The organism is Adhaeribacter aerolatus (genome assembly GCF_007991635.1).
In the GTDB taxonomy this organism is placed as follows: Bacteria; Bacteroidota; Bacteroidia; order Cytophagales; family Hymenobacteraceae; genus Adhaeribacter; species Adhaeribacter aerolatus.
This window is the reverse complement of sequence record NZ_BJYS01000004.1, coordinates 193159-217403: the sequence shown is the minus strand read 5'-3', so window position 1 is coordinate 217403 and position 24245 is coordinate 193159. Positions and strand designations below refer to the sequence as shown.

Sequence of the window (24245 nt, the reverse complement as noted above, 5' to 3'; positions counted from 1 at the left end):
TTTTAATATTATTTCTTCTGCACTGCACTCTTACCAAGGCCGATTGTATATTTAGGGTGATACCGGTAAAACTGGTAGCACGCCGGCTGCCTCGCTGGTGCCAATGGTGGTGAAATAACCGCCAATGCAAAAATTTCTGCCATACGCTCTGGTAAAAGCCCGGTATTAAGTATTGTTGAGCTTGTTCAAATAGCTAATTCTTACTCCTCAGGCATACAACAGCGCAGGAAGAAATACTTTTACCTGCGCTGTTTTATGTCTTGTTTCGCTCGGCAAGTTCGGAATAATTGCCTCGTGTTGCTTGGCCTGACGACTAAGGTGAAAATAGGCGGAAACGGCAACCAGCGCCTCCATAATTCTATTAGCTGTAAGTTCTGTTTAAAACTAAACGGCAGGTACTGGGCTTCTTTTTTTACTCACCGAAATGGCAAACAGTCCCAATAAGGTCAGGAATCCGTTCAGAATTAAAACTTCGAAGCCAAATTCATAGCCCCAGAACCAGTCTTTGGAGTTAAGGTTAAACATATACGTAACCAGCGGCGACAGCACACAAACAAAAGGTACTAAGTTATCGCGCACCTGGCGTTTAAAGAAAACACCAAAGGTATAAAGCCCCAGCAATGGCCCGTAGGTATAACCCGCAATTTTAAATACCGCCGTTACCACGCTTTCGTCGTTAATAATCCGGAAAACGATAATGACCAGCATGAGCAGCAAAGAAAAGCCAATGTGCACGATGTAGCGGTAGCGGGTGCGTTCCTGTTCGGTGCGTTTGTCAAAATCCAGGAAATCGACGCAAAAAGAAGTTGTAAGGGCCGTAAGCGCGGAGTCGGCGCTAGCGTAGGTAATCGCCACAATGCCCAGAATAAACACAATGCCCAAAAAGGCCGAGAAGTAATTAAGCGCCAGAAACGGAAACACATCGTCGCCTTTTTCGGGCAGCGCAATGCCTTTGGCATTGGCATAAATGTAAAGCAACGCACCCAGCGACAAAAACAGAATATTTACGAAAACCAGGATAATGCTAAACCAGAACATATTTTTCTGGGCGTCGCCCAGGCTTTTGCAACTCAGGTTTTTCTGCATCATGTCCTGGTCCAGGCCGGTCATAACAATGGCAATAAAAGCGCCCGAGAAAAACTGCTTTACAAAATAGCGGGAGTCTTTAAAATCCCAGAAAAAAACCTGCGAATAAGCGCTCTGGTCGATGGTATCTACCAGGCCCTGGAACGAAAGGTTTAATTCCTGTGAAATGAGCACAATACTGCAGCCCACGCAAACCAGCATGGCCAGCGTCTGAAAAGTATCGGTCCAGATAATGGTTTTCATGCCGCCCCGGAAGGTATACACCCAAATTAAAACAATGGTAATAAATACCGATAACCAGAAAGGGACACCCAGCGCATCGAAAACCGCCAACTGTAGTACACCCGCTACCACGTACAGGCGCAGGGCGGCCCCAATGGTACGGGCCAGCAAAAAGTAAAAGGCCCCGGTTTTATACGACCAGAAGCCAAACCGTTGCTCCAGGTAAGTATAAATCGAAACCAGGTTGAGCCGGTAATAAAGCGGCATTAAAATAGTAGCAATAACCAGGTAGCCCAATAAATACCCGAAAACCAGTTGCAGATACGAGAACTGGGCTTTGGCCACCATGCCCGGAATAGAAATAAAAGTAACCCCGGAGAGAGAAGTGCCGATCATGCCGAAAGCCACCACAAACCACGGCGATTTGCGGTTAGCCAGGAAAAAGCTTTCAGTGTTATCGTTTTTGCTGCTGGTTAATAAAGATATAAGCACCAGCAAACAGAAGTAGCCGGCAATTAAGCTAATAATTAAAGTAGGCGACATACGGCAATTTTATGTAACTAATACGCGATTCACAAATATAGTTAAATTGCCCTACCCTCCTTTATTCCGGAAATTTTACCGCTGACAGTTTTCATAATGGTCTGAATATTTCAAAAACAGCTATTACCAGGTGGAAAGAAGATAGCGGCTGGGAATAATGCTACGGGAAATAACAGCCTTTATGCCAGGATGTTGTTGAGGTGAGAGGAACCGCAACGTATCTGTTTATTATACTCTCTTAATACGATCCAGTGACCACAACTAAGAACGTAATATTTATTCTAATTCTTTATTATTGTTTATATATATAGTATATTCATTAATCCAGTTCCGGTTATCCGTTGATTTGGGGTGGATAAACGGAATAACTCCATATATCCAGTAGTTAGCTGGTAATAAAACTATAGAAGCTCCAAATAAGGAATAGAAGAAGTGAGTGCTAAACAAGAAGAACAAAATGACTCAAATACTGAGAGAGAAAACAAATTGGCTGCACTTGACTTTAGCCTTAGTTTTAACTCTTGCTTTTCTGGTTGGGTTATGGTTCATGTTCTTCATTTTAGCTTGGGGGCACTTCGGAGAAGGAGCAAACAGTAAATTCTATTCACAATGGACAGGGGAAGGAATAATTACAGCAGCATCTCTGTCAATGGAGTTAATCTTATTCTTTTTCTATAAGAACAGTATTAATAGTAACAGTCAGAGTGAAGCAAAATCTTTCTTGATAAGTGGCATAACTGTGTTTTTAGTCTTTGTAATTGCCATAATTTTTCTTAGACATTAAGAAGAATATCAACAGCTAACAAAGCACATGAGCAAAGCTGAGGCTAACGCCTTGCTCATCTCATGTACGAGTAACGTTAAGACGTAATAGGAAAATTTTGGGTTGGAGCGGAGGAGCTAAAATGCTAAAAATCAGGAATGAGATTTCCTAATATAGAGGTGATTTATGAATAGCATAAGCTAAGTACCTTAGTAGGGCGTAACCTTCAACCACTAAAATCGCCGTAGTTCTTGCTTTGGGTAAATATTTTAAGAAACCGGTTCGGCGGCCGGCACATAACCTAACTCCCGGAGCAAGGCCATGGCTGGTATCGCACTGGCTTCTTTATCTTTTATTTCGAGCATAATATCTACATCCAGGCCATTCAGGTGGGTTAGGAACTCCCGGAATAAATCGAGCTGGATGTGGGAAATGTGTTTTCCTTTTCTATCGCCCGGCGACTGGGAACTGTAATCCATCATCAGAATACCATCTTCGGGTTGCCAGGTCTGGGCTGCTAGTTGCAGGGCTTCGCCCATGGGCTCGCCGTTGTTCAGGCATTCGTGGTGAAAATTATCGAATAAAACCGGAATACCGGTAAGCTCGTGAATTTCGAGGCAATCGCGCAGACTATACGAACGGTCATCGTTTTCTATAACCAGCCGGGCCCGGATATTAGCGGGTAATACCTGTACCGCATCGGCAAACCGCCGGATAGCGGCGGGCTTATCGCCGTAAACCCCGCCGCCATGAATCTGCAGTTTTGCCGATTTATCTAAGCCCATTAAATCCATTATGGTGCATTGGTAAGCTAATTCGGAAAAACTGTTCTGCACCGTAGTTTCGGTGGGGGAGTTCAGTACCACAAACTGGTCCGGGTGCATCGAAATGCGAAATTTATTTTGCTTGATGTATGCGCCAATGGCGGTAAAAGTAGGGGCAAAATATTCCTGCCAGTTAAAAGTATTTACCGGATGCGAGCCAAAAGGTACCAGGTCGGAACTCATCCGGAAAAACAGCAAGCCGTGCTGCACATTAAATTCCAGTATCTGTTGCAAACACGCCAGGTTGGTTGTAACCGCCTGAATCAACCTTTCTTCGGAGTAAGAAGCCAGCCGGAAGGTGGTAGCCGAAGAACAGGGTAAGGTTTCGTTGATGCAGGGATAGCCAATTTTCATAGGTGCGCCAGATTTTTTCTATAAACCTGAACGCAGATGAAAAGTTTTGGTTTTTTAGAAACTGTTATAACACCTTCCCTTAGCGCTCTGCTGCACTGTACCCCAAGCTTTTTGCATTATTTCTCCGGGAGAAAGGACGGGTCAGTGTGTATAAAACAACCGGGTTAGCGCCGGATATTCCGGTTACGGTCCAGGAACAGGCTGTCGTAGGCTTCCTGCTTCCTTTTCTCCTCCAGGGCGTTTTTCCGGGCAGCCTCTTCGGCTAATAGCTCTTCCAGTTTCCGCTTGTCTTTGCCTTCCTTCGAGAGCATATCGTAGAGCAAGCTGGCCGGGTTTTCGAGAGATGGTGCTACCGGAGTGGTTTTTTTCTCTTTGTATAAAGGTTCGGGGGCAGGTGGTTTTACCGCTACTTTGGGCGGTGGTGGCTTTTTCATGTTACGTAAGGCCCGGTTTACTTTCTCGTAATCCAGACCACCCACTACTTTTACTTCGGGCAACTCCAGCGATCCTTCTTCGAGCAATATTTCAATGGTTAAATCTTGCTGCGCCCGGGCATGCACCACATAGCGTTGCGATTTAAAGCCAACGGCCCGAATCAGGAGGGTATCGTTGGGTAGTACGTTTAGCCGGAAAACCCCGGCGGCATTAGAAACGGTGCCGCGACCGGTAGCGGTTTTTATAATAGTAATGCTTTCTAAGGGAGCTTTGGTTTGCGAATGCCGGATAGTACCGGTTAAAAGTAAATTTGTTTGCCCGAAGAGGCTGGTACTGCCGCAGAAAATCAGTAAAAAGAGAAATGCGCGGAAGAACCGGCCAGGTATCATTAAAAACAAATCTATTACTTTTAGAAAGAACAACGGCTATCGGGTTTTAAAAGTATGAAAATTAAAAAAGATGCCCGGCATTTAAAAAAAAAGCTTGCCTAAAATATTAAGCAAGCTTTATACCGTTATCTTTAAAAATTAATCTTCCTGTACTTTTATTTTGGTTTTACCGGATTCGTATTTGGCTTTACCAGGCTCCGATTTCATTTTCGTGTCGCTGGTTTTAGATTTATATTTCCGTTCGTCGCCTTTAATTTTCGATTCATAGGATTTGGTTTCTACCTTCGATTTTCCGGGCTCGGCTTTTACTTTAATGTCGCCGGTTTTAACGGTAATTTCATCGCCGTCCCGTTTTATTTCCCGTTTCACGTTGTCCTGCGTGGGCCCGGTTGCCAGGTAATCGCCTGGTTTACTTTCGTAAGCTTTGTATTGTTCCGGATTTAAAATATTGCGTAACTCACCGTTTACTTCACCGTCTATAATCTGCATCTCGTTTGGCCGGCTGCTGGTGGCTGCGGCTTTGCCGCCAGCGCGTACGTTGGCTTCCTGGCTATAATTAGAGCTGTTTCTTACATCGTCCGCGCGGTTCTCCATGTTATTGTAACCCTGCTGTTCTTTTGCTGCAGTAGCCGTTTTAGATGTAAAACTGTTAGCCATCTCCGGCGATGAATTTTGGTTCTGTTCCTGGTAAGCAGCGCGGTTATTAGTTTCGGTTGTATGGTCGGTGGCCGTAGTGTTAGTAGCCGTATTCTGGTTATATGTAGTAGTATTTTCGTGGTTGCATGCTGTCAGGGCTAAACTAGCCATACCCAGCAATATCAATGTTCTTTTCATAGTTGGTTAGTAAGAGGTAAATTGTATTAAATTTGTGTGCTAAAGTTCTGGACTTATACGAAAGCTGTTTTTGTAAGTTGTATTTTGTATTATAGTTATAAGGTGGTGCTTGGTGGTCTAGCAGGGATAAATGTAAAATGAGATAAAATATTACTATATGTTCCAAAACAGAGCACTATTTTAGGCTAACAAATAGAAGGACAAATGTCCGGAAGAATTTGTAGCAATAGAGAAATACAGGTGTAACGAGGTGATACGAGGGAGCCAGATAAATTTAGCGTAACCTGAATTTTTATGTTCTCCGCATGGCTGCAGAAATGGAAGGGAATAAATTTATTCCGGTTTTATTTTTTGAAAGAAGTAAAGGATAACTGCTATATTGTTTAACATAATTAGCCATAAACACCAAGCCCGGCTTTCTGAATCTGAAAGTCGGGCTTGTGTTTATAAATAAAAAGTAAAAGTATTAGGCTGCCTTTCGGCTAGCCGGATTAACGGCCACCAGTTGTACCGGCAGTAGTTCCGCCAGCGGTTGTACCTCCCGCAGTTGTACTAGTACCAGTAGTGGTTCCGGTTGTAGTACCGCCAGCAGTTGTACCAGTGGTAGTTCCTCCGGCTGTGGTGCCAGTAGTAGTACCACCAGCGGTTGTTCCGGTAGTAGTTCCACCCGCGGTAGTACCGGTAGTGGTTCCGCCAGCAGTAGTACCGGTTGTAGTTCCGCCTGAAGTGGTGCCGCTGCCGGTAGTGCTACCCGAAGTAGTACCCATATCATTCGCGCCTGTTCCTCCCATACCAGTTGTATCCATGTCGGTACTCATATCGGTATCGGTAGTAGTCCCAGTATCAGTTGATTCAGTGGTTTCTGTTGTTTCGGTTGTACTGCTGCCACCGCAAGAAGCAAAAGTGAATGCGCCTACGCAGCAAAAAATCATCAAAACTTTTTTCATAGCTTTTTTCTTTTTTTTAGTTAACTAAAATATATCCTTTTTTACAATATGTTTAGTTCACCGTTTTAAACGCGAGGTGTTTATTAAAGTTTTCCGTATAAACACATAATTTCTATCCGTACAAATATCATAATATTAGTGTATTATGGTTCTGATAGCTTTAAATAAGATATAAAGTTTCCTAGATTGTGCTTTTGACAGTTAGAGAAAAGCTTAACTCAGCCAGGCTGAAATTCAAAAACGGTAATTTCGGGTAAAAATCCAACCCGACCAGGATATCCCAAAAAGCCCAGGCCGGTATTTACATATAGGTGCTGGTAGCCTTTCTTGTATAAACCAGCCCATTGCTTGTATACATACTGCACCGGACTCCATTTAAACCCTGGGATATTTATGCCAAACTGCATGCCGTGGGTATGCCCCGATAAGGTTAAATAAATATCTTTAAATTGGCTGTTCACTTCGCCGTCCCAATGCGAAGGGTCGTGGGAGAGTAATATTTTTATTGGAATATTTTCGGTGCCGGTGTAAGCCAGCGGTAAGTTGCCGTATTTCGGAAAATGCAACCGCGCGCTCCAGTTTTCTATGCCAATTACGGCCAGCTGATCTGCGCCTTTATTTATTACGGCATGTTCGTTTAAGAGGAGTTTCCAGCCAATTTGCCGGTGCGCCTCTTTCAACCGGTTTAAATTCTGCATTTTTGCTTCCCGGCTGGGCCAGCTTACATAATCGCCGTAATCATGGTTGCCCAAAACAGAATACTTGCCGTCGCGGGCGGTAATTTCTTTTAAGGTGTCTATATGAGGCAGTACTTCGGTGGCAACGTTGTTTACCAAATCGCCGGTAAAAAATACCAAATCGGCATTTTGTTTATTAATGAGCGCCACTGCTTTCTGCAACGGTTTGGTGCTGGTAAAACTGCCGGTATGTAAATCAGAAATCTGGATGGCCCGGTACCCATGAAAAGCCGGCGGCAAACCGGGCGCGCGCAACGTAACTTTTTTAACCTGGTAGTTATAAGCGCCCCGCACCATGCCATACACGAAGGCCATCAGCGGGATAGCGCCCATTATCAGCGCTAATTTATTTAAAAACATATTCCGGCTGATAACGATATTGTCAGGTTCGGGCTGGTTAGGGGCATGGGTGAAAATATAGTTAACCAGGTATTTCATCAGCCGAAAACCATCATCGAGAAGCAGAAATACCACTACTACCAGCTTAGAGGCAAATATTATAAACAACGTACTAATTAGGTACATCCGGAAGTGAGTAGGAGGGGTGCCTCGGGTAAGGGTAAATAAAATGATGGTTGCTGCGGTTAAAAAAAATAAAGCCCAGTACAACCAGAAAATTAGGCGCTGGCTGCGAAAAGCAAGGTTATGCGTAACCGTCCGGACAGCCTGGAATACGTACCAATCCACTAAAAACAATATCAGAATCAGAACGGCAATGGTTAAGTAGCGTGCCATAAAAGGGAGGTAATAAATTTAGATGTAAAGCCTGCTAATCGGCCAACGGCTCTTTTTACGGTAAAACCAAGTTTAGGCTTAAAACCAGAAAGCGAAAAAAGAAAACTTACGTATGGTATTTACCACCACCTACTTATTTAATTATGGCTAAAACAAATCCGGAGCAAGATTATAAGCAATCGCTGGCAATAAAAAGTTGGGCCGAAGAAGACCGGCCCCGCGAAAAGCTGCTCTTGAAAGGAAAAGCGGCTTTAAGCGACGCCGAATTAATTGGCATCTTAATCGGTTCGGGCACGGTAAAATTAACAGCCGTAGATGTGGCCAAAATAATTCTGGCCGCGGTAAACAACGACTTAAACGAGTTAGCCAAACTTTCGGTAAGCGATTTGCAAAAGCATCCGGGTATTGGGGAAGCCAAAGCCATAACCATTGTAAGTGCGCTGGAGTTGGGCCGCCGCCGGAAAGAAACAGCGGCGGCTGTTAAAACCCGCATTACCTGCTCTACCGATATTTACGAGTACATTAAGCCGCAGCTGCTGGATTTGCCCCACGAAGAGTTCTGGATAATATTGCTTAACCGGGCCAACGTGGTAATGAAAAAATTACCCGTTAGTACCGGCGGCGTGGCCGGCACCGTAGCCGATCCCAAAATAATTTTTAAGCAAGCCATCGAAAGTCTGGCCAGCGCCATAATCCTGGTGCATAATCACCCTTCGGGAAACCTGAAACCCAGCGCCGCCGATGTTGCCCTCACCAAAAAAATGAAAGAGGCCGGCGCCCTGCTGGATTTACCTATCCTGGACCACATTATTTTTACCGAGCACAATTATTATAGCTTCGCCGATGAGGGTTTGTTGTAACCAACCAGCGTTTGTTCCAAACTTCAGCCTAATACGCCGATAGCAGTTTGTTTTTAGGTAGATGTGAAATGAAAGCTTCAGGTGAAATGTTTGCAAAGGAGTAATGCTTGTGCTGCTTATCAGGTAAGTAAATCCTGGAATTCGGGGTGGCGTTTTACAAAGGCTTCTACAACCGGGCAGGAAGGAATAACCAGGTAGTTTTGCGCCCGGGCAAAATCCAGCGCAGCTTGCACCAACTGGTCGGAGAGGCCCTGGTTGCGGGCACTGGGTGGTATATAGGTGTAATCCAAGTCCAGCACAGTCTCCTCGGGGTAGGTGTAGGTTAGTTCGGCTTCTTCTCCGTTCACATCTGCATAAAACCGCAAATCTGCCGGGTCATGGGTAACTTTCATTTGGGCGTAATCAACAGCTTTTATTATTCTAAAAGTTGTTATACGAATAATTTTGCCAGAATTACCGACTTTTTAAATATTAAAATATATTCCAATCAGAGCGCCCGCCAATAACTTCCTGGTTATTTACATTAAATTATAAACTCTTCCTGCATAAACACAGCAGCAAATCAGGTAATAAAAAGTGTAGCTATTCCTGAAAATCGGAAAGTTTAAGCGTAGCCAACAGTGCGTAAAATCCAGAACTGCTTTAAAATAATTTTCACTTATTAAAGCCGCCATGGTTTCCCCACGTACCTCCGTGGCATGAAAAGAAAAACCGCCTAGCCTTTATCCTTTAACAAAGCTCTGCAGCGGTCTATGCCAGGCGTGGTATTGCCAAACACGCTGATGGCTATCGCGCCGGCGGCGGGCACTGCGCGGGGGAATAGCCACCCGTGTCATGGCACAAATTGCCGCGGCCGCCCGGCTAATTAGTAACTGCTCATGCTATTGGGTAAAGGATTTTGTTATTAAGTAGTTGATTTTCCTAATGAAAAAGGAAAGACTATAAATTTTATACCGGGAACACAAATGTAATAAAGCACCTAAAAAAAATCCCCTAACCGATTTACCGATTAGGGGATTTTTTCTTGGTGATCCCGCTGGGATTCGAACCCAGGACCCATACATTAAAAGTGTATTGCTCTACCAGCTGAGCTACGGAATCTTTTTATTATCTTTACAACCGCCGGGCGTTTCCCTGAATTGCGATGCAAAACTAAGATAGTATTTTATAAATGGCAAATAAATCGAACAGATTTTCTTTAATATTTTTGATTTTATTTTCTGTTTTTGCTCAACCTGTTCAGGCTCAGGAAAATAATCCGGTATTAAAAAAGGCAGACAGCTTGTTCCGGGAGCACCAATATTCCCAGAGCTTCGCCCTTTATAAAAAAATACTCGAAAAAGAAGAAAAATATTCGCCGCAAATGCTCCTGAAAATGGCTTATGCCCAGGAGGCCCAACAGAATTATACGGCTACTATTTATTACCTGCACCTGTATTATGATAAACGGCCAAGCCGAGCGGTTTTAAAAAAGATGGAGGACCTGGCCCAGCGGCAGCAATATCTGGGGTACGAGTACAGCGATCTGGAATTTCTGCAGACTCAGATGCAAAAATATTATTACCCTATTTTGCAGGGAATGCTGATGCTGGCCGTTGTAATCCTAACCATAATGTTTTTTATCTACCGGCAGAAAAAAATATTGCCGGGGCGCACCGAACAGGTCTTGTTTTTGGGTTACCTGTTATTTATCGGATTTTATATCAACTTTTTCAGTTTCGGCCGGAAAGGAATAATCCGGCAAAACGATGTGGCCATTATGGCTGCCCCCGCAGCCGGCGCCCGGTGGCTGGCTACTGCTACCCAAGGCCACCGGATTAATTTAAAAGGGGAGCGGGATATTTGGTACGAAACGGAATGGAATGGCCAACGAGCTTTTATCCGCAAGAAAAACGTCCTGGAATTACCGTAAACAGTTATCAGTTATCAGTAAACAGTTATCAATAATTAGGGTCTTCTTTTGGAACGCAAAGCGGCAGGCTTAAAGGAACCTTTGTCTTAAAGAAGAGGTGTTTTTTTAATATTATTAATCACGGGTTACTGATAATTGATAACTGTTTAATGGTAACTGTTCACTGTCTTAAACCGGAGAGTCTTTTTCTTTTTTGAAATGGTTTAAAACCAGGCGGTCGGTAAGGCCCGGGAGCCATTTGTTCAGGAACACGGTTAATTTGCCTTGGGTAGTCATCACCAGGTCGCGTTTGCGTTGGTAAGTGGCTTTTAAAATGCGGGCCGCTACTTCTTCGGCGGTCATCATCTGGCCTTCATCGCGCGGCGATTCTCCTTGGGACTGTCCGTTGGCTGCCAGCGCATTGTTGCGGATGTTAGAAGCCGTAAAGCCCGGGCAGGCAATCATCACGTGTACGCCCCGGTCCAACAACTCGGTACGCAAGGTTTCTAAAAAGCCGTGCATGGCAAATTTAGAAGCCGAATAACCCGTGCGGCCGGGCAGGCCCCGGTAACCCGCAATCGAGGAAATACCGATGATGGAGCCTTTTGCCTTCAGAATGTGCGGCAAGGCATATTTGGTGGTGTAAACGGTACCGTAAAAATTTATGTCCATCACTTTCCGGATAACATCCAGGTCTAATTGTTCGAACATCGCCCGCATCGAAATGCCCGCATTGTTAATCAGGATATCCAGCTTACCAAACTGCGCAATTGTTTCGGTAACCAGGCGGGCACAATCCTGCTCCTGGCTTACATCGGCTTGCAGGGCTAAATGTTGTATACCTTTCCGGCTTAATTCCTGCGCTGTCTGATTTAAATTTTGCAGATTCCGGCCGGTAATTACCACCGTGGCACCAGCATCGCCGAAAGTTAGCGCCAGCGCTTTTCCTATGCCCGAAGTAGCGCCGGTAATCAGTACCACTTTATTTTTCATCGTTATTTAAATAAACCAATGTGTAAGCCGGGCGGCGCACGAATGCCCCGGCGGCACAAAGGTAATATTTATAGCTAGTTAAATAAGTGTTAATCTACCTGGTTGCCGCACTGAAAAAGAATCTGCGGCCAATAATCAATGGTGAATAATCCGGGAATAACTTGCCGCCTGATGCCTTCTTAAAAATAGGGTTTAAAACCAATAATTTTTGGCGTAATTTTGCGGCATTGTGAGAAAGCAAAAGAAAAAAAAGCATTTTGAGATTATCCGGAATATCCGGATTGAGGAGATGGCTGCCGAAGGCAAGTGCCTGGCCCGGCACGAAAACCTGGTTATTTTTGTAAAAGATGTGGCTCCCGGCGACGTAGTAGACCTGCAGGTAACCAAACAAAAGAAAAACTTCCTGGAAGCAGCGCCGGTGCATTTTCATGCCTATTCGGAGTTGCGCCTGGAGCCTTTTTGCGAGCATTTTGGCGTTTGCGGCGGTTGTAAGTGGCAGCACATTGGCTACGATACCCAATTGTACTACAAGCAAAAGCAAGTAAAGGATAACCTGGAACGAATTGGTAAAATCGGGCACAAACCGGTAAATCCGATTCTGGGCTCAAAAGAAACCACTTATTACCGGAATAAGCTCGAATATACTTTCTCTAACAACAGCTGGCTTACTTCGGAACAAATAAAATCGGGGCAGGAGTATGACCGCAATGCTTTGGGTTTTCATATCCCCGGCCGGTTCGATAAAATTTTAGATATTAAACATTGTTACCTGCAGCCGGAGCCTTCTAATAATATCCGGCTGGCTGTGCGCCAGTACGCCAAAATGCATGGCCTGGTGTTTTTCGATATGGTAAAGATGCAAGGCTTTTTGCGCAACCTTATCGTCCGGACTGCCAATACCGGCGAGGTAATGGTAATTTTGCAGGTTTACCATGAAGATGACGCGGCTTTATTTGGGCTGCTCGGACACCTGAAAGATACTTTCCCGGAGATAACATCGCTGCAATACGTGGTAAACCCCAAAGGCAACGAAACCTTCCACGATTTAGATGTAGTGTGTTACCACGGCGAACCTTACATTCATGAACAAATGGAAGATTTGCGTTTTCGGGTAGGGCCTAAATCTTTTTACCAAACCAATTCCGACCAGGCTTACGCGCTGTACCGGCTCACCCGCGAAATGGCGGCCTTAACCGGTTCGGAAGTAGTATATGATTTATACACCGGGGCCGGTACCATTGCTAACTTTGTAGCGCGCCAATGTAAAGAAGTAATTGGGGTAGAGTATGTCGAAAGCGCCATTGTGGATGCCCGCATCAACTCCCAGATAAATAATATTACGAATACCAGGTTTTATGCCGGCGACATGCGGGAGGTGCTGAACGATGCTTTTATAGCTGAACATGGCCGGCCGGATGTAATTATTACCGATCCGCCGCGGGCCGGTATGCACCCCGATGTGGTAGAAAAATTGAACGAGATAAAGGCGAAAAGAATCGTGTACGTCAGTTGTAACCCGTCCACCCAGGCCCGCGACTTAGAGGGGCTTTCGGCTAACTACGAGGTTACCCAAATTCAACCGGTAGATATGTTTCCGCAGACCCACCACGTCGAAAATATTGTAACCCTCGAACTGAAATCTTAACCGGAAAGCTGCGCACAATAATAGTTCTTCTAATCTGTAATCCGTAAAAAGAAAACAATTCGCTTAAATAAGCCATTTTTATGAATAACGATCCTGAACTGAACGGAAAATATTTAGGCACCATTACGAAGGATTTTGCCCAGGTATCCGAAACCCTGAAAGAAGCCTCTTACCAGATCCGGAAAAGAGAAATTTCGAAGTACCCTATTTTTATTTTCACGAAACAGGCAACCTCTTTAGGGTCTTTACTCATTAATGCCGATGAAATGGACTTGGAGTGGCACGTGTATGCATCGTACCTTTTTGATTTTGTGCAGCGCAATGTGGTTAGCGTAGATAAAGTAGAAGAGTTTGAGCTGGCTTACAAAGATCCGGATGAGTTCTGCTGTTTGTTTGTTATCGACGAAGGCTTTACCAACTTTGTTTTTATTCCATTTCCGGAAGATTAAAAATTCTGATTTAAACACAATTTTTTTGTAAGCCAATTTCGTGCGTTATCCGTTTTGGGTGCCTTTGAAGAAATATATCGGCTGCCGCCATTCATTTTCTATTGATTTGTAAGGTGCTAATTATTAGCTATAACCAGTAGCTGTAGATTTTCCTTTCAGATTAAGATTAACCTTAGCTTTATTTTTACGTGTATATACTTATAGATACATGCAAAATATAAAACTATGGAAATTTCAATTCATAACACACACCTGCCCCACCCGCGCCCGCAGTGGACCGAAAACTTTGCCCGATTTGGAATGGCTGCTAAAGGAGTAGTTTATTCACTCGTAGGAGCTTTAGCTTTCATGGCCGCTTTCGAAATAAATGGCAATTCTGAACAAGGCGCCGGTAAACAAGGTGTTTTTCAGTTTATCCTGGAACAGCCTTTTGGTAAGATTTTATTAGGAATAGTTACGCTGGGTCTGGTTTGTTATACCATCTGGCGCTTTATCCAAGCCTTTATGGATTCGGAGAGCAAAGGTGCTGATGCCAAAGGAATTGGTAAAAGAATAGGTTACGCCTTTAGCGGTGTAATTTACGGCAGTTTAGCTTTTTACGCCGCGAAACTGGTTTTAGGCAGCGGCAGCAGCAGTGGGGGCGGCGATTCGCGCCAGACGCTGGCTGGTAAATTATTAGAGCAGCCCTTTGGCCAGTGGCTGGTTGGCATTGTGGCCATAGTTACTATGGGCATGGGCCTCTACCAAATTTACAAAGCAATTTCTGGTAAATACCTGAAAAATGTGCAAACTGCCAGTATTAAATCAGAAATAAAAGATATGCTCATGAAAGCCGGTAAAGTGGGTTATATAGCCCGGGGTATTGTCTGGGGAATTATTGGCTTTTTGTTTCTGAAAGCGGCCATGAACTCGAATGCCCAGGAAGCCGGAGGTACCAGCAGCGCTTTTCAGTTTCTCGAACAATCGTATGGTTCTATTTTGTTGGGCGCCATAGCCATCGGCTTGGTTTGTTACGGTGTCTTTATGTTTGTGAGAGCCCGGTACGAAGTAATTAATACTTAATACTATAACCTATTTATATAAAAAAAGAGCTGCTTTTTAAAGCAGCTCTTTTTTATGCCCGAATATTTCGGTAAATCTAATCCTATCCATTGGTTTACCTGGTAAAGGTTCTGGATTCTAAATATAAAGAACCAAATTTGTGTTTACCTGATTAAAAATGCGTCCAGCCTTGGGCTTGAATCGGGAAGGTATTGCCGCTGGGAGTTACCAGCCGGACGCCTTCGGTGGCTTCGGTCATTTTACCAATAATAGTTATATCCGGGTGGTTCCGGATTTTATCGTAATCGGCCAAATTAACCGTAAACAGCAGTTCGTAATCTTCGCCGCCGTTCAGGATGCACATCACCGGGTCCAGTTGAAATTCTTCGGCGGTGTTTAATACCTGCTGGTCGGCGGGCAGCTTATCCTGGTAAATAGCGGCCCCGGTTTTAGATTGCGTACAGATATGCAGCAGTTCCGAAGCCAATCCGTCCGAAATATCGATCATAGCGGTTGGCTTTACCCCCAACTCTTTCAGTTCATAAATAAAGTCCATGCGGGCTTCGGGTTTTAGCTGGCGTTGCACCAAATATTCCTTATCCTGCAAATCGGGCTGCATTTCGGGGTTATCTAAAAATACCTGTTTTTCTCGTTCCAGTACCTGCAAGCCCAAGTAGGCCGCCCCTAAATCGCCGGTCACACAAATTAAATCGTTGGGTTTGGCGGTACTGCGCAACACGGCTTCGCCTTTGGCTACCTCGCCAATAGCCGTAATGCTAATTATTAAACCGGACTTAGAAGACGTGGTATCACCCCCCACCAGGTCTACTTTGTAGTTCTCGCAGGCAAACCGGATGCCCTCGTATAAATCGTCGATGGCTTCTACGGTGTAGCGGGCGCTAATTCCCAGGCTTACGGTAATCTGGGTGGGTATGGCATTCATAGCCGCAATATCCGATATATTTACCGCGACTGCCTTATAACCCAGGTGCCGCAAAGGGCAAAAAGATAAATCGAAGTGCACGCCCTCTACCAGCATATCCGTTGATACCACAATATTTTTTTTGCCGGGTTCCAGCACGGCTGCATCGTCGCCGATACCTACCAACGTAGAGGCATTTTCAATTCTAACTGTTTCTTTAATTTTCCGAATCAGGCCAAATTCACCTAGCTTATCTAAAGAAGTAAATTCACTCATAAGTTTTTTATTTCTAATTGTTCACAACCGGCAGTGTCAGTTTTAATACGGCAAAGTTATTATTTAATCTGGGCTCCTGGGTAAATAGATAATGGCAAAGTTGATTTCAGATTGGCATACCTAACGAACGTTAGTTTACGTATATATTTTAGTAGTTAATTTTTAGTGATTAGTAATTAGCTTTTAACAATAGATTTAAGTTAGCTGGAGGTTAATTATTTAATATTTTTTATTCCTCAAGAATTAAAAAGAAAGAAGTTTAGGAAACCATCCTCTTTCGGGCAGTAAAAAGTTAGCTGCTTAATTGTTTCCTGCTGCATGCCAGCGGTGAACTCCAGAGACAGATTAAAAATATTGAGAAATTAATTTTTTGTAAAAATAGGAATGGGAGTAACGGAAAACCAAAGTTCAGCTAAACTTACGCGTAAAGAGCAGATCGAAAATACTGCTACCGCTTTATTTAAAGAGCGGGGTTTTTCGGCTACTTCTATGCGCGATTTGGCCAGCGAGGTAGGCATAGAGGCAGCCAGTATTTATGCCCATGTGCGCTCTAAAGAAGAACTCCTGCAAAGTATATGCTTTAAAATGGCGCAAGAGTTTTTCGGGGAGTTAGCCGGTATTGAAGCGCAACCGGTAACATTTACCCAAAAACTGCGGCTAATAATGGCGGCGCACGTAAAATTAATAACCCGCAACGTAGCCGCGTCCGCCGTTTTTCTGCAGGAGTGGCGGCACTTAAGCGAACCGCATTTGGCAGATTTTCTGCAATTAAGGGAAAAATACGAGCAGCGCATCCGAACATTGGTCCGGCAGGGAATTGAAGCCGGGGAGTTTGTTCCGACGGATGACCGTTTTGTTACGCGTACCTTGCTTTCGAGCCTGAATGGCATTACCCAGTGGTACAAACTCGACGGCGAATTAAGCCCCGAAGCAATTGCGAATGGCCTGGCCGATTTATTTTTGACGGGCCTTGTATCCCATAAAGATGATCGACCGAAGTATCATTAGCGTTGTTCGTTACTCGTTGTTCGATACGCAAAAATGTAACATTCACATAAAACTGGTAAATGCAGCAATTCATTATTCATAAATGCTAATTCATAATTAAGAAACATGTACGGAGGAGGAAGCTTATTTGAGGCCGTAAAGCTGGACGAATTGCAGCACGAGGATCCTATGAAACTGGCTGAGTTTGAAGCACGCATTCAGCGGGGCGAAAAGATTGAGCCGGACGACTGGATGCCGGAACTGTACCGGAAGCAGGTTATCCGGATGATAGAGCAGCACGCGCATTCCGAAATAATTGGCGCCTTACCCGAAGGTACCTGGATAACGCGGGCCCCCGGCTTCCGGCGGAAAATGGCCCTGCTGGCCAAAGTACAGGATGAGGTTGGGCACGCCCAATTATTATACAGCGCCGCCGAAACTTTGGGCAAAACCCGGGAGCAAATGATGCTGGATTTAATTTCGGGCAAATCTAAATATTCCAACGTTTTTAATTACCCCACACCCACCTGGGCCGATTCAACGGTTATTTCGTGGTTGATTGATGCCGGCGCTATTGTTAACCAGATGGCTAATGCCCGCGGTAGTTATGGCCCGTATTGCCGGGCCTTAGAGCGGATTTGCGCCGAAGAATCTTTTCACCTGAAATACGGCCACGATGCGGTGGTTTACCTGGCCACCGGCTCGCACAAACAACGCCAAATGATTCAGGAGGCCCTAAACCGCTGGTGGCCGCCCATTATGACTTTCTTCGGGCCCGCCGATAAAATTTCGGCTCATACCGAAATATTGATGCGGTGGAAAGTTAAAATGGCGACTAACGACGAGTGCCGCCAGCAGTTTCTGGATATGTACGTGCCCAAAGTTTGGGAAATAGGTCTGACCTTACCCGACCCAAATCTTCGCAAGAACGAGGAAGGCGTTTGGGAATATACTGAACCTGACTGGGAAGAATTTAAACAGGTGATTAACGGAAACGGACCTTGCAACAAAGAGCGATTAGCCGTCAGGCGCCAGGCCGAAGAAAAAGGTGCCTGGGTCAGAAGAGCTTTGTTAAAACCGGAAACAACTTACGTAAAACCTTTGGCCTAAAGAGAAATGGAGATTGATTGCTGAGTATAATTTGTGGCTGGCGCAGGTGTTAACCGAAGCGTCACGGGTGCCTTATAATACCCGGAAGTCTCTGACTTCTTCAAACCATAACTTCCAAACAAACTCACAAGCCCTTGCTTAAATAAATCAATAGTTTTTAATCTGTTTTAACATGATGCTCACCTCATTAGATCCCCGCGTAAACCGATTGCAGGTGCCGGCGGAATGGCCGGATTTACCCGTTAAGAATCAACTGGACCAATGGGCCACGTACGAGGTGTTTGCACAGAAACGGGAAAATACGGCTTATGCTTACGTGGGGCCGGTACACGCCCCGGATTTAGAGGTAGCCTTTTTATTTGCGAAAGAACAATACAGCCGACGGGTAGCTTGTTTTGGGCTTTGGGTAGTCAAAACGCAAGCTATTCAGCACACGCCTTATGTAAACGATAACGAATTGGTTTGGGGAATGATAAATATTCCCGCTGCAATCAGGCCCGCTGAACCGCAGCAGCCTTTTGAAATATTCATTCTGAAAAAAAGAGGCAAAGCGCACACACATGCCGGTATGGTAATGGCTTCGGATTACCCGGCAGCTTTGGCCGTAGCTAAAGAACAGTTCGGTGATCAGGCACCGTGTGTAAACGTGTGGGTAATGCCGGCGGCCCAGGTATTTAAATCAGCGGAAGAAGATAAAGACCTTTGGCTAACCTTAAGCGAGAAAAAGTACCGCGAACCAGTGGCGTACAAAGTACTGGATAAAATAAATGCTTTTAAAACCCGAACCATTTCCAACCCATGAACGAGCAAGCTATAAAAGAATTACTCTATACTTTGGCCGATAACCAGTTGGTATTAGGGCACCGCAATTCTGAATGGACGGGCATTGGGCCTATTCTGGAAGAGGATATTGCTTTCTCCTCTATGGCGCAGGATAAGCTGGGGCACAGTCTGGCTTTTTATGCGCTGTTGTACGAACTCGGCGAATCAGACCCGGATACCTTAGCGTTTATGAGAAATCCATCGCAGTTTCACTGCTGCCAGTTGGTAGAGTTGCCTATTGGCGAATACGACTTTAGCTTAATCCGGCACTTTTTATATGACCACGCTGAGGCAATCCGCTTCGAATATTTAACCCAAGCTGGTTACGAGCCTTTAGCTAAAGTAGCGACTAAATTAAGAGGCGAACTGAAATATCATTTGCTGCACGCCAATACCATGGTAAAGCAACTGGGTAACGCCACCGCCGAGAGCATCAACCGCTTGCAGCAATCCCTGAATGATGCTTTTCCTTATGCTTTGGGTATGTTTGAGTCTTCACCTTACGAAGCCGAACTGGCCAGTGCCGGTATTTTTCCGCTGGAGAGCCAAATTCAAACGCAATGGTTGGAAAACATCCGGAAAGTGCTGGCGCAAACCCAGTTGCAGTTACCTGATTTAGAATCGGTTATGCCGGTATTCGGCGGCCGACGCGGCGTACATTCGGAATACCTGCAACCTCTGCTCGACGAAATGGCCGAAGTTTATAACCTCGACCCCAACACGGAATGGTAAATGCCTGATGTGGACGCAAGAAGAAATATTGGTTCTGCTGGAAAAGGTGAAGGATCCCGAAATACCGGTGCTCTCGCTCCTGGATTTAGGAGTTATTACTCAGGTGCAGGTAACACCGGAAAACAAGGTTGTGGTTAATATGACGCCCACCTTCTCGGGTTGTCCGGCGATGGATTATATGCGGAAAAGCGTAGAAGAAACTTTAGCAGCCGCCGGTGTTCAGGAATTTAAAGTGCAAATGAGTTTTGATAAGCCCTGGAATACGAATAAAATAACCCCCAATGGGCGCAAAGTCTTGCAAGCATTTGGCTTAGCTCCGCCACCCGTTTACCAGGTTATTCCGGATTTAGATATTCTTGAACATACCACCTGTCCTTATTGCCACAGCACCAATACCACCTTACGCACCCCTTTCGGCCCCACTTTATGCCGGGCTATGCATTACTGCAACAACTGCCGCCAAATGTTCGAGCAGTTTAAACCGCTTTAATCGTTAGTCGTTAGTCGTTGTTCGTTATTCGTTTCCAAATGAACGGAAGCAGCTACACTCTATTTGAAATTCTGGATTATATTTATTTGCATATACCGAATCGTTTGAAGCTGATTTCATAGCCGCTCTATGGTTTAAAGGTAAAAAAACCTCACAGATCTTTAAGACCTGTGAGGTTTGATAGCAGTTAGTTGATCTCCCAACCTCGGATAACGAACAACGAATAACGACTACAGTTTCTCCATTTCGGCCTGTACAAAATCGGTGAGCGTTTTAATGTACTCGGCCGAGAAATCGAATTTAATATTAGCGGCCGCGTAGACTTCCGCAATAGATTTGGTATAGCCCAGACTTAACGCATTCTTGTAGCCGGTTAAAGCGGCTTGCGGGTTTTGCTTATAATTTTTCCAGACCGCAATGGCGCCGAGTTGGGCCATGGCGTATTCGATGTAATAAAAAGGTACCTCGTACAGGTGCAGTTGTTTTTGCCAGATATAAGGTTTGAATCCTTCCAGGCCTTCCCAGTTTACTTCGTGCTGATTAAACCGGTCAAATATTTGTAACCAGGTTTTTTCCCGTTCTGCCAAAGTATGATCGGGGTTTTCGTAAATCCAATGCTGGAATTGGTCGATGGTGGCCACCCAAGGAAAAGTTTCCAGCACACTTTCGAGGTGCGTTTTCTTCGCGCGGCGCAATTCTTCTTCGTTTTTAAAAAATAAATCCCAGTGGTCCATGCTAATGAGCTCCATCGACATGGAAGCCAGTTCGGCCACTTCGGAAGGCGTGTGTTTAAAGGCGCCTAGCGGCAGTTCGTGGGTTAAGAAATTATGCACGGCATGGCCGCCTTCGTGCAGCATGGTTACCACATCGCGCAACGAAGAAGTAGCATTCATAAAAATAAACGGTACGCCGGTTTCGTCGAGCGGGTAATTATAGCCACCCGGCGCTTTGCCTTTCCGCGATTCCAGATCCAGGCGGCCCATATTTTTCATGGTTACGAGGCAATCGCCCAGGAATGGATCCAACCGGTAAAATACTTCGGTGGTTTTTTGCAGCAACTCTTCGCCGGTTTTGAAGGGTTCTAAAGGTGGCTTGCCGGTATCGTCCACATCCAAATCCCAGGGCTTCAGTTCGGGTAAACCCAGGTTTTGTTTGCGTTGCCGGTCGATGGCATCATTCAACGGCACTACGTTGGTGGCAATGGCTTCGTGGAAGTTAAAGCAATCCTGTACGGTATAATCAAAGCGGCCCAGCGCGGCAAACATATAATCGCGGAAGTTAGCAAAGCCGGCATTCTGGGCTACCTGGTGGCGCAACCCGATGAGCTCGGTGAATAAATTATTCAGTTCGCCTTTGTTTTGCATCCGCCGTTCCTGAATGGCCAGGTACGCTTCGCGGCGCACGTTGCGGTCCAGGTTTTTCAGCCGATCGGCGGCCCGCTGCAAAGTCATTTCTTCTCCGTCCAGGGTTACGGTCATGGCGCCGGTAATGGCGGCATATTGCTGTTGCTTGGTAGTAATTTCGGTGTTGAGCGGAATATTTTCTTCCCGGAATATTTCGATAGCTTTTTTTACCGAACGCAAATAAATCCGGTATTTGTCTTCATCCAATTCCGGCAGATACTCCGATGTAACCAGCTTTTGGTTAAACGCATGGTCGTACGGCGCAATATTGGGTTCTATCTCGTTTACAAAATATTGGAAAGCTGCGGTCGCCGCTTCGTCCTGGGTATCTATGGTCATCCGGATATAGCGCCAGCCCATGTCTTCGGCTACAACGCTTTCCAGTTCGCTGCGGTCCAGCAGCCACTGCTCCAGTTCGGTAGCTGAATTTATTTCCCGGTTTTTTAAGTTTTCGAGGTAAGGCTCTATAGCAGCCCAATCGGTAATGGTATAATCAGGAGGTAAAAAGGTTCGGTTTCTGGGTACTAAAACGGCTGTATTTTCTGCCATATTGCTTTTTTTAATTTTATCTTGTTCCAGATAGATTTTCTAAAAATTTTCGTGGTATGCTTCGCTAAACTTGCGCCAGTGAGGAATATTTTCCAAACAGAAATCGAATATCTAACATCTAATATCAAACATCCAATGACTAAACTAACCAATTTCTATTACCACATCGTCGGTTAACGGATGGCCTACGCAGTTTAAAACGTAACCTTCTTCCATTTCGGCATCCGAGAGGCCTTCGCGCTCGTCGAGGTGTACTTTGCCCGATAAGCATTTGCCCCGGCAGGCGGTACATAGGCCCGCCTGGCAGGAATAAGGCAAATCAATGTCCTGGGCCAAACCGGCTTCCAGAATGGTTTGATCTTTAGGAACAGGTACTTTATATTCGGTTCCTTCGTAAATTAAAGTTACGATGGGGCAGTCCGGAGTAGCCGCTGAATCCGCTATCGTGCTTACGGTGCCGGAATCCGGTAGCGGATCGGTGTGGGTAACCACAAAGTTTTCTTTGTGAATCCGGTCCGGACCTACTTTTAATATTTTTAAAGCTTCGCGGGCTTCGTCCATTAAACCTTCGGGGCCGCAAAGGTAAAATTCCGTGTCCAGGTAATCGGTCAGGTTATTGTCCCGCAGAATATCCAGCAGCATTTTCTGGTTCAAACGCCCGGTATATTTTAAACCTTCAATTGGCTTAATATTCTGGTTTTCCGCCGGAGAAGGAACCGGTTGACCGAATAAGGATTTCAGCCGGTCTTTAAAGGAAAGTTTAGCCGGCTGAGCCGGACCGTTTACATTGGCTGGGCTATCCGGGGTGTATTTGGGCTGACTCAAAACGTGCTCTACTACCAACCGGTCGGCGTAGGTTTCTTCCAGTTCCGCCAATTGCTCCCGGAAAATAATGGTGCCTTCGTGGCGGTTGCCGTAAATAAGGTTTACGCGACTTTTAGGTTCTCCGTGTAACACGGTTTTGGCAATGGAAATAAGCGGGGTAATGCCGCTGCCGGCCCCAATCAGCACCAAATTACGGACTTGAGTTGGGTCGGTTGATACGGAGAAGTTGCCCATGGGCGCCATTACTTCTATCACGGTGCCCTCGGTGCATTTGTCCACCAAATAATTAGAAACCAAACCACCAGGAACCCGCTTCACGGTTACCGCCAGGCGCGGCGCTTCGTAGGGAGCGCTGCTCAGCGAGTAAGAACGCCTTTCCTTTTTGCCTTTAAACGGCAGAATTAAGGTTAAAAACTGACCGGCTTTACTAGGGATTATTTCTCTTTCCGGATGTTCAAAAAAAATGGTAACAGCATCCGGCGTTTCGCGGGTAACCTGAACAACTTTTAACTGGTGGTAAGCACTACTCATTAATATCCTTTCGGCTTTAAAACGAATATTCCTTAAACATATTTGCACGGGCAAAGTTACGACTTAATTTTTCTGTGCGATATCTTCGCAACATCCTTACTTTTGCCGGCAAATCTAAGCCAGCTATGTCAGAAAATGCTTTACCAGATATTTTACGGAAACACCGGACGGCCATTGGCCCGGTTTTGCCAATAGACATAAACGGGCCGCAGGTGGGCCGGCTGGACTTTTCGGCGGAGAATCCTTTTTGGGAAGGTACTGATTTAGAAGACACGGCAGCTTTTGCCGCGCTGATTCAGCAGGTAATGCAGCAGCAAAACATAACCGTTGGGGTAGGGGGCTACCTGGAAAACCGGGTTATTTACCGGCGCAGCCACCATTTTAATACCGACTCTGAAAAACGTACGATTCATTTGGGGGTAGATATTTGGTTGCCGGCTTTTACCCCGGTGCTGGCCCCGCTGCCCGGTCGGGTGCACAGTTTTCGGGATAATGCTAATTTCGGCGATTACGGCCCCTGCATTATTCTGGAGCACGAACTGGAAGGGAATATTTTTTACACTTTATATGGTCACTTAACCCGCAATTCGCTTACATCTTTAAGCGTTGGCCAGAAAATAGATAAAGGTGCAGCTTTTTCGGAGGTGGGGCCTTACCCTGAGAACGGCGACTGGCCGCCGCACCTGCATTTCCAGGTTATAACCGATATGCTGGGTCTTTCCGGGGATTTTCCGGGCGTTTGTGCTGCAGCTCAATTAGAGCAGTTCCGGCAAATATGTATTGAGCCCAACCTGCTGCTACAGTGTAAGTATTTAGATTGACTTTTTACCCAAACGACTTTATTTGCTTT

At 45.3% G+C, this 24245-nt stretch carries 23 protein-coding genes and 1 tRNA gene; 11 read left to right on the top strand and 13 right to left on the bottom strand.

From position 1 onward, the window contains the following. Positions 1-207: 207 nt before the first annotated feature. The 7 genes from AAE02nite_RS26195 to AAE02nite_RS04785 all read right to left on the bottom strand — a co-directional run bounded on the left by AAE02nite_RS26195 (position 208) and on the right by AAE02nite_RS04785 (position 7869). Positions 208-354, bottom strand: a complete 147-nt coding sequence (locus tag AAE02nite_RS26195) for a hypothetical protein (RefSeq protein ID WP_170252516.1) — start codon at positions 352-354, stop codon at positions 208-210. Between the two features lie 30 nt (positions 355-384). Then, the gene (locus tag AAE02nite_RS04815; RefSeq protein WP_146895445.1) at positions 385-1851 is read right to left on the bottom strand and encodes a sodium:solute symporter; all 1467 of its coding nucleotides are present in this window, start codon (positions 1849-1851) and stop codon (positions 385-387) included. 1032 nt (positions 1852-2883) lie between these two features. Then, the gene (gene uvsE / locus AAE02nite_RS04805; protein ID WP_146895441.1) at positions 2884-3792 is read right to left on the bottom strand and encodes a UV DNA damage repair endonuclease UvsE; all 909 of its coding nucleotides are present in this window, start codon (positions 3790-3792) and stop codon (positions 2884-2886) included. 164 nt (positions 3793-3956) lie between these two features. Next, complete coding sequence (locus AAE02nite_RS04800) at positions 3957-4649, bottom strand: carboxypeptidase-like regulatory domain-containing protein (protein ID WP_146895439.1); 693 nt, start codon at positions 4647-4649, stop codon at positions 3957-3959. Between the two features lie 105 nt (positions 4650-4754). Continuing rightward, a complete protein-coding gene (locus AAE02nite_RS04795; RefSeq protein ID WP_146895437.1) occupies positions 4755-5450 on the bottom strand; it encodes a hypothetical protein in 696 nt (231 codons plus the stop codon). A 491-nt stretch (positions 5451-5941) separates the two neighbouring features. Further along, positions 5942-6397 carry a hypothetical protein gene (locus AAE02nite_RS04790; RefSeq protein ID WP_176599785.1) on the bottom strand — a complete coding sequence of 152 codons (456 nt, stop codon included), beginning with the start codon at positions 6395-6397 and terminating at the stop codon, positions 5942-5944. 218 nt (positions 6398-6615) lie between these two features. Then, complete coding sequence (locus AAE02nite_RS04785; RefSeq protein ID WP_146895435.1) at positions 6616-7869, bottom strand: metallophosphoesterase; 1254 nt, start codon at positions 7867-7869, stop codon at positions 6616-6618. Positions 7870-8012: 143 nt separating this feature from the next. Between AAE02nite_RS04785 and radC the strand changes: the two genes are divergently transcribed. Continuing rightward, on the top strand, positions 8013-8729 hold the full coding sequence (gene radC, locus AAE02nite_RS04780; RefSeq protein ID WP_146895433.1) for a RadC family protein: 717 nt from the start codon (positions 8013-8015) through the stop codon (positions 8727-8729). Positions 8730-8848: 119 nt separating this feature from the next. On the opposite strand, the gene AAE02nite_RS04775 is transcribed toward radC, so the two are convergent. Both AAE02nite_RS04775 and AAE02nite_RS04770 read right to left on the bottom strand, forming a co-directional pair. Next, positions 8849-9121, bottom strand: coding sequence for a GNAT family N-acetyltransferase (locus tag AAE02nite_RS04775; protein WP_146895431.1), 273 nt, complete (start codon positions 9119-9121; stop codon positions 8849-8851). Between the two features lie 633 nt (positions 9122-9754). After that, positions 9755-9830 (bottom strand) — tRNA-Lys (locus AAE02nite_RS04770). A gap of 70 nt (positions 9831-9900) precedes the next feature. Here AAE02nite_RS04770 and AAE02nite_RS04765 point away from each other — a divergent pair. Then, complete coding sequence (locus tag AAE02nite_RS04765; protein ID WP_146895429.1) at positions 9901-10641, top strand: SH3 domain-containing protein; 741 nt, start codon at positions 9901-9903, stop codon at positions 10639-10641. 168 nt (positions 10642-10809) lie between these two features. On the opposite strand, the gene AAE02nite_RS04760 is transcribed toward AAE02nite_RS04765, so the two are convergent. After that, on the bottom strand, positions 10810-11613 hold the full coding sequence (locus tag AAE02nite_RS04760; protein ID WP_371863459.1) for an SDR family oxidoreductase: 804 nt from the start codon (positions 11611-11613) through the stop codon (positions 10810-10812). 229 nt (positions 11614-11842) lie between these two features. Here AAE02nite_RS04760 and rlmD point away from each other — a divergent pair, with 229 nt between their 5' ends. The 3 genes from rlmD (at position 11843) to AAE02nite_RS04745 (ending at position 14769) form a co-directional block, all read left to right on the top strand. Next, positions 11843-13258, top strand: coding sequence for a 23S rRNA (uracil(1939)-C(5))-methyltransferase RlmD (gene rlmD / locus AAE02nite_RS04755; RefSeq protein ID WP_146895424.1), 1416 nt, complete (start codon positions 11843-11845; stop codon positions 13256-13258). Positions 13259-13338: 80 nt separating this feature from the next. Beyond that, positions 13339-13707, top strand: a complete 369-nt coding sequence (locus tag AAE02nite_RS04750) for a hypothetical protein (protein ID WP_146895422.1) — start codon at positions 13339-13341, stop codon at positions 13705-13707. A gap of 225 nt (positions 13708-13932) precedes the next feature. Beyond that, a complete protein-coding gene (locus AAE02nite_RS04745) occupies positions 13933-14769 on the top strand; it encodes a DUF1206 domain-containing protein (RefSeq protein ID WP_146895420.1) in 837 nt (278 codons plus the stop codon). Between the two features lie 151 nt (positions 14770-14920). On the opposite strand, the gene thiL is transcribed toward AAE02nite_RS04745, so the two are convergent. Further along, positions 14921-15946: a thiamine-phosphate kinase gene (thiL, locus tag AAE02nite_RS04740; RefSeq protein WP_146895418.1), complete on the bottom strand. Its 1026-nt coding sequence runs from the start codon at positions 15944-15946 to the stop codon at positions 14921-14923. Between the two features lie 384 nt (positions 15947-16330). Between thiL and AAE02nite_RS04735 the strand changes: the two genes are divergently transcribed. From AAE02nite_RS04735 to paaD, 5 genes are all read left to right on the top strand, one after another. Further along, complete coding sequence (locus AAE02nite_RS04735; protein ID WP_146895416.1) at positions 16331-16954, top strand: TetR/AcrR family transcriptional regulator; 624 nt, start codon at positions 16331-16333, stop codon at positions 16952-16954. 105 nt (positions 16955-17059) lie between these two features. Further along, a complete protein-coding gene (gene paaA, locus AAE02nite_RS04730; protein ID WP_146895414.1) occupies positions 17060-18043 on the top strand; it encodes a 1,2-phenylacetyl-CoA epoxidase subunit PaaA in 984 nt (327 codons plus the stop codon). Positions 18044-18215: 172 nt separating this feature from the next. Beyond that, the gene (locus AAE02nite_RS04725; RefSeq protein ID WP_146895412.1) at positions 18216-18845 is read left to right on the top strand and encodes a phenylacetic acid degradation b; all 630 of its coding nucleotides are present in this window, start codon (positions 18216-18218) and stop codon (positions 18843-18845) included. Further along, positions 18842-19597, top strand: a complete 756-nt coding sequence (gene paaC, locus AAE02nite_RS04720) for a 1,2-phenylacetyl-CoA epoxidase subunit PaaC (RefSeq protein WP_146895410.1) — start codon at positions 18842-18844, stop codon at positions 19595-19597. The genes AAE02nite_RS04725 and paaC overlap by 4 nt, the downstream gene beginning before the upstream one ends. Before the next feature lie 7 nt (positions 19598-19604). After that, the gene (gene paaD / locus AAE02nite_RS04715) at positions 19605-20087 is read left to right on the top strand and encodes a 1,2-phenylacetyl-CoA epoxidase subunit PaaD (protein ID WP_307725523.1); all 483 of its coding nucleotides are present in this window, start codon (positions 19605-19607) and stop codon (positions 20085-20087) included. A gap of 230 nt (positions 20088-20317) precedes the next feature. Here paaD and AAE02nite_RS04710 read toward each other — a convergent pair whose 3' ends face one another. Both AAE02nite_RS04710 and AAE02nite_RS04705 read right to left on the bottom strand, forming a co-directional pair. Continuing rightward, positions 20318-22039: a M3 family oligoendopeptidase gene (locus AAE02nite_RS04710; RefSeq protein WP_146895406.1), complete on the bottom strand. Its 1722-nt coding sequence runs from the start codon at positions 22037-22039 to the stop codon at positions 20318-20320. 144 nt (positions 22040-22183) lie between these two features. After that, positions 22184-23395, bottom strand: a complete 1212-nt coding sequence (locus tag AAE02nite_RS04705; protein ID WP_146895404.1) for a ferredoxin--NADP reductase — start codon at positions 23393-23395, stop codon at positions 22184-22186. Between the two features lie 125 nt (positions 23396-23520). Here AAE02nite_RS04705 and AAE02nite_RS04700 point away from each other — a divergent pair, with 125 nt between their 5' ends. Then, positions 23521-24216, top strand: coding sequence for a peptidoglycan DD-metalloendopeptidase family protein (locus AAE02nite_RS04700; protein ID WP_146895402.1), 696 nt, complete (start codon positions 23521-23523; stop codon positions 24214-24216). Positions 24217-24245: the final 29 nt, after the last annotated feature.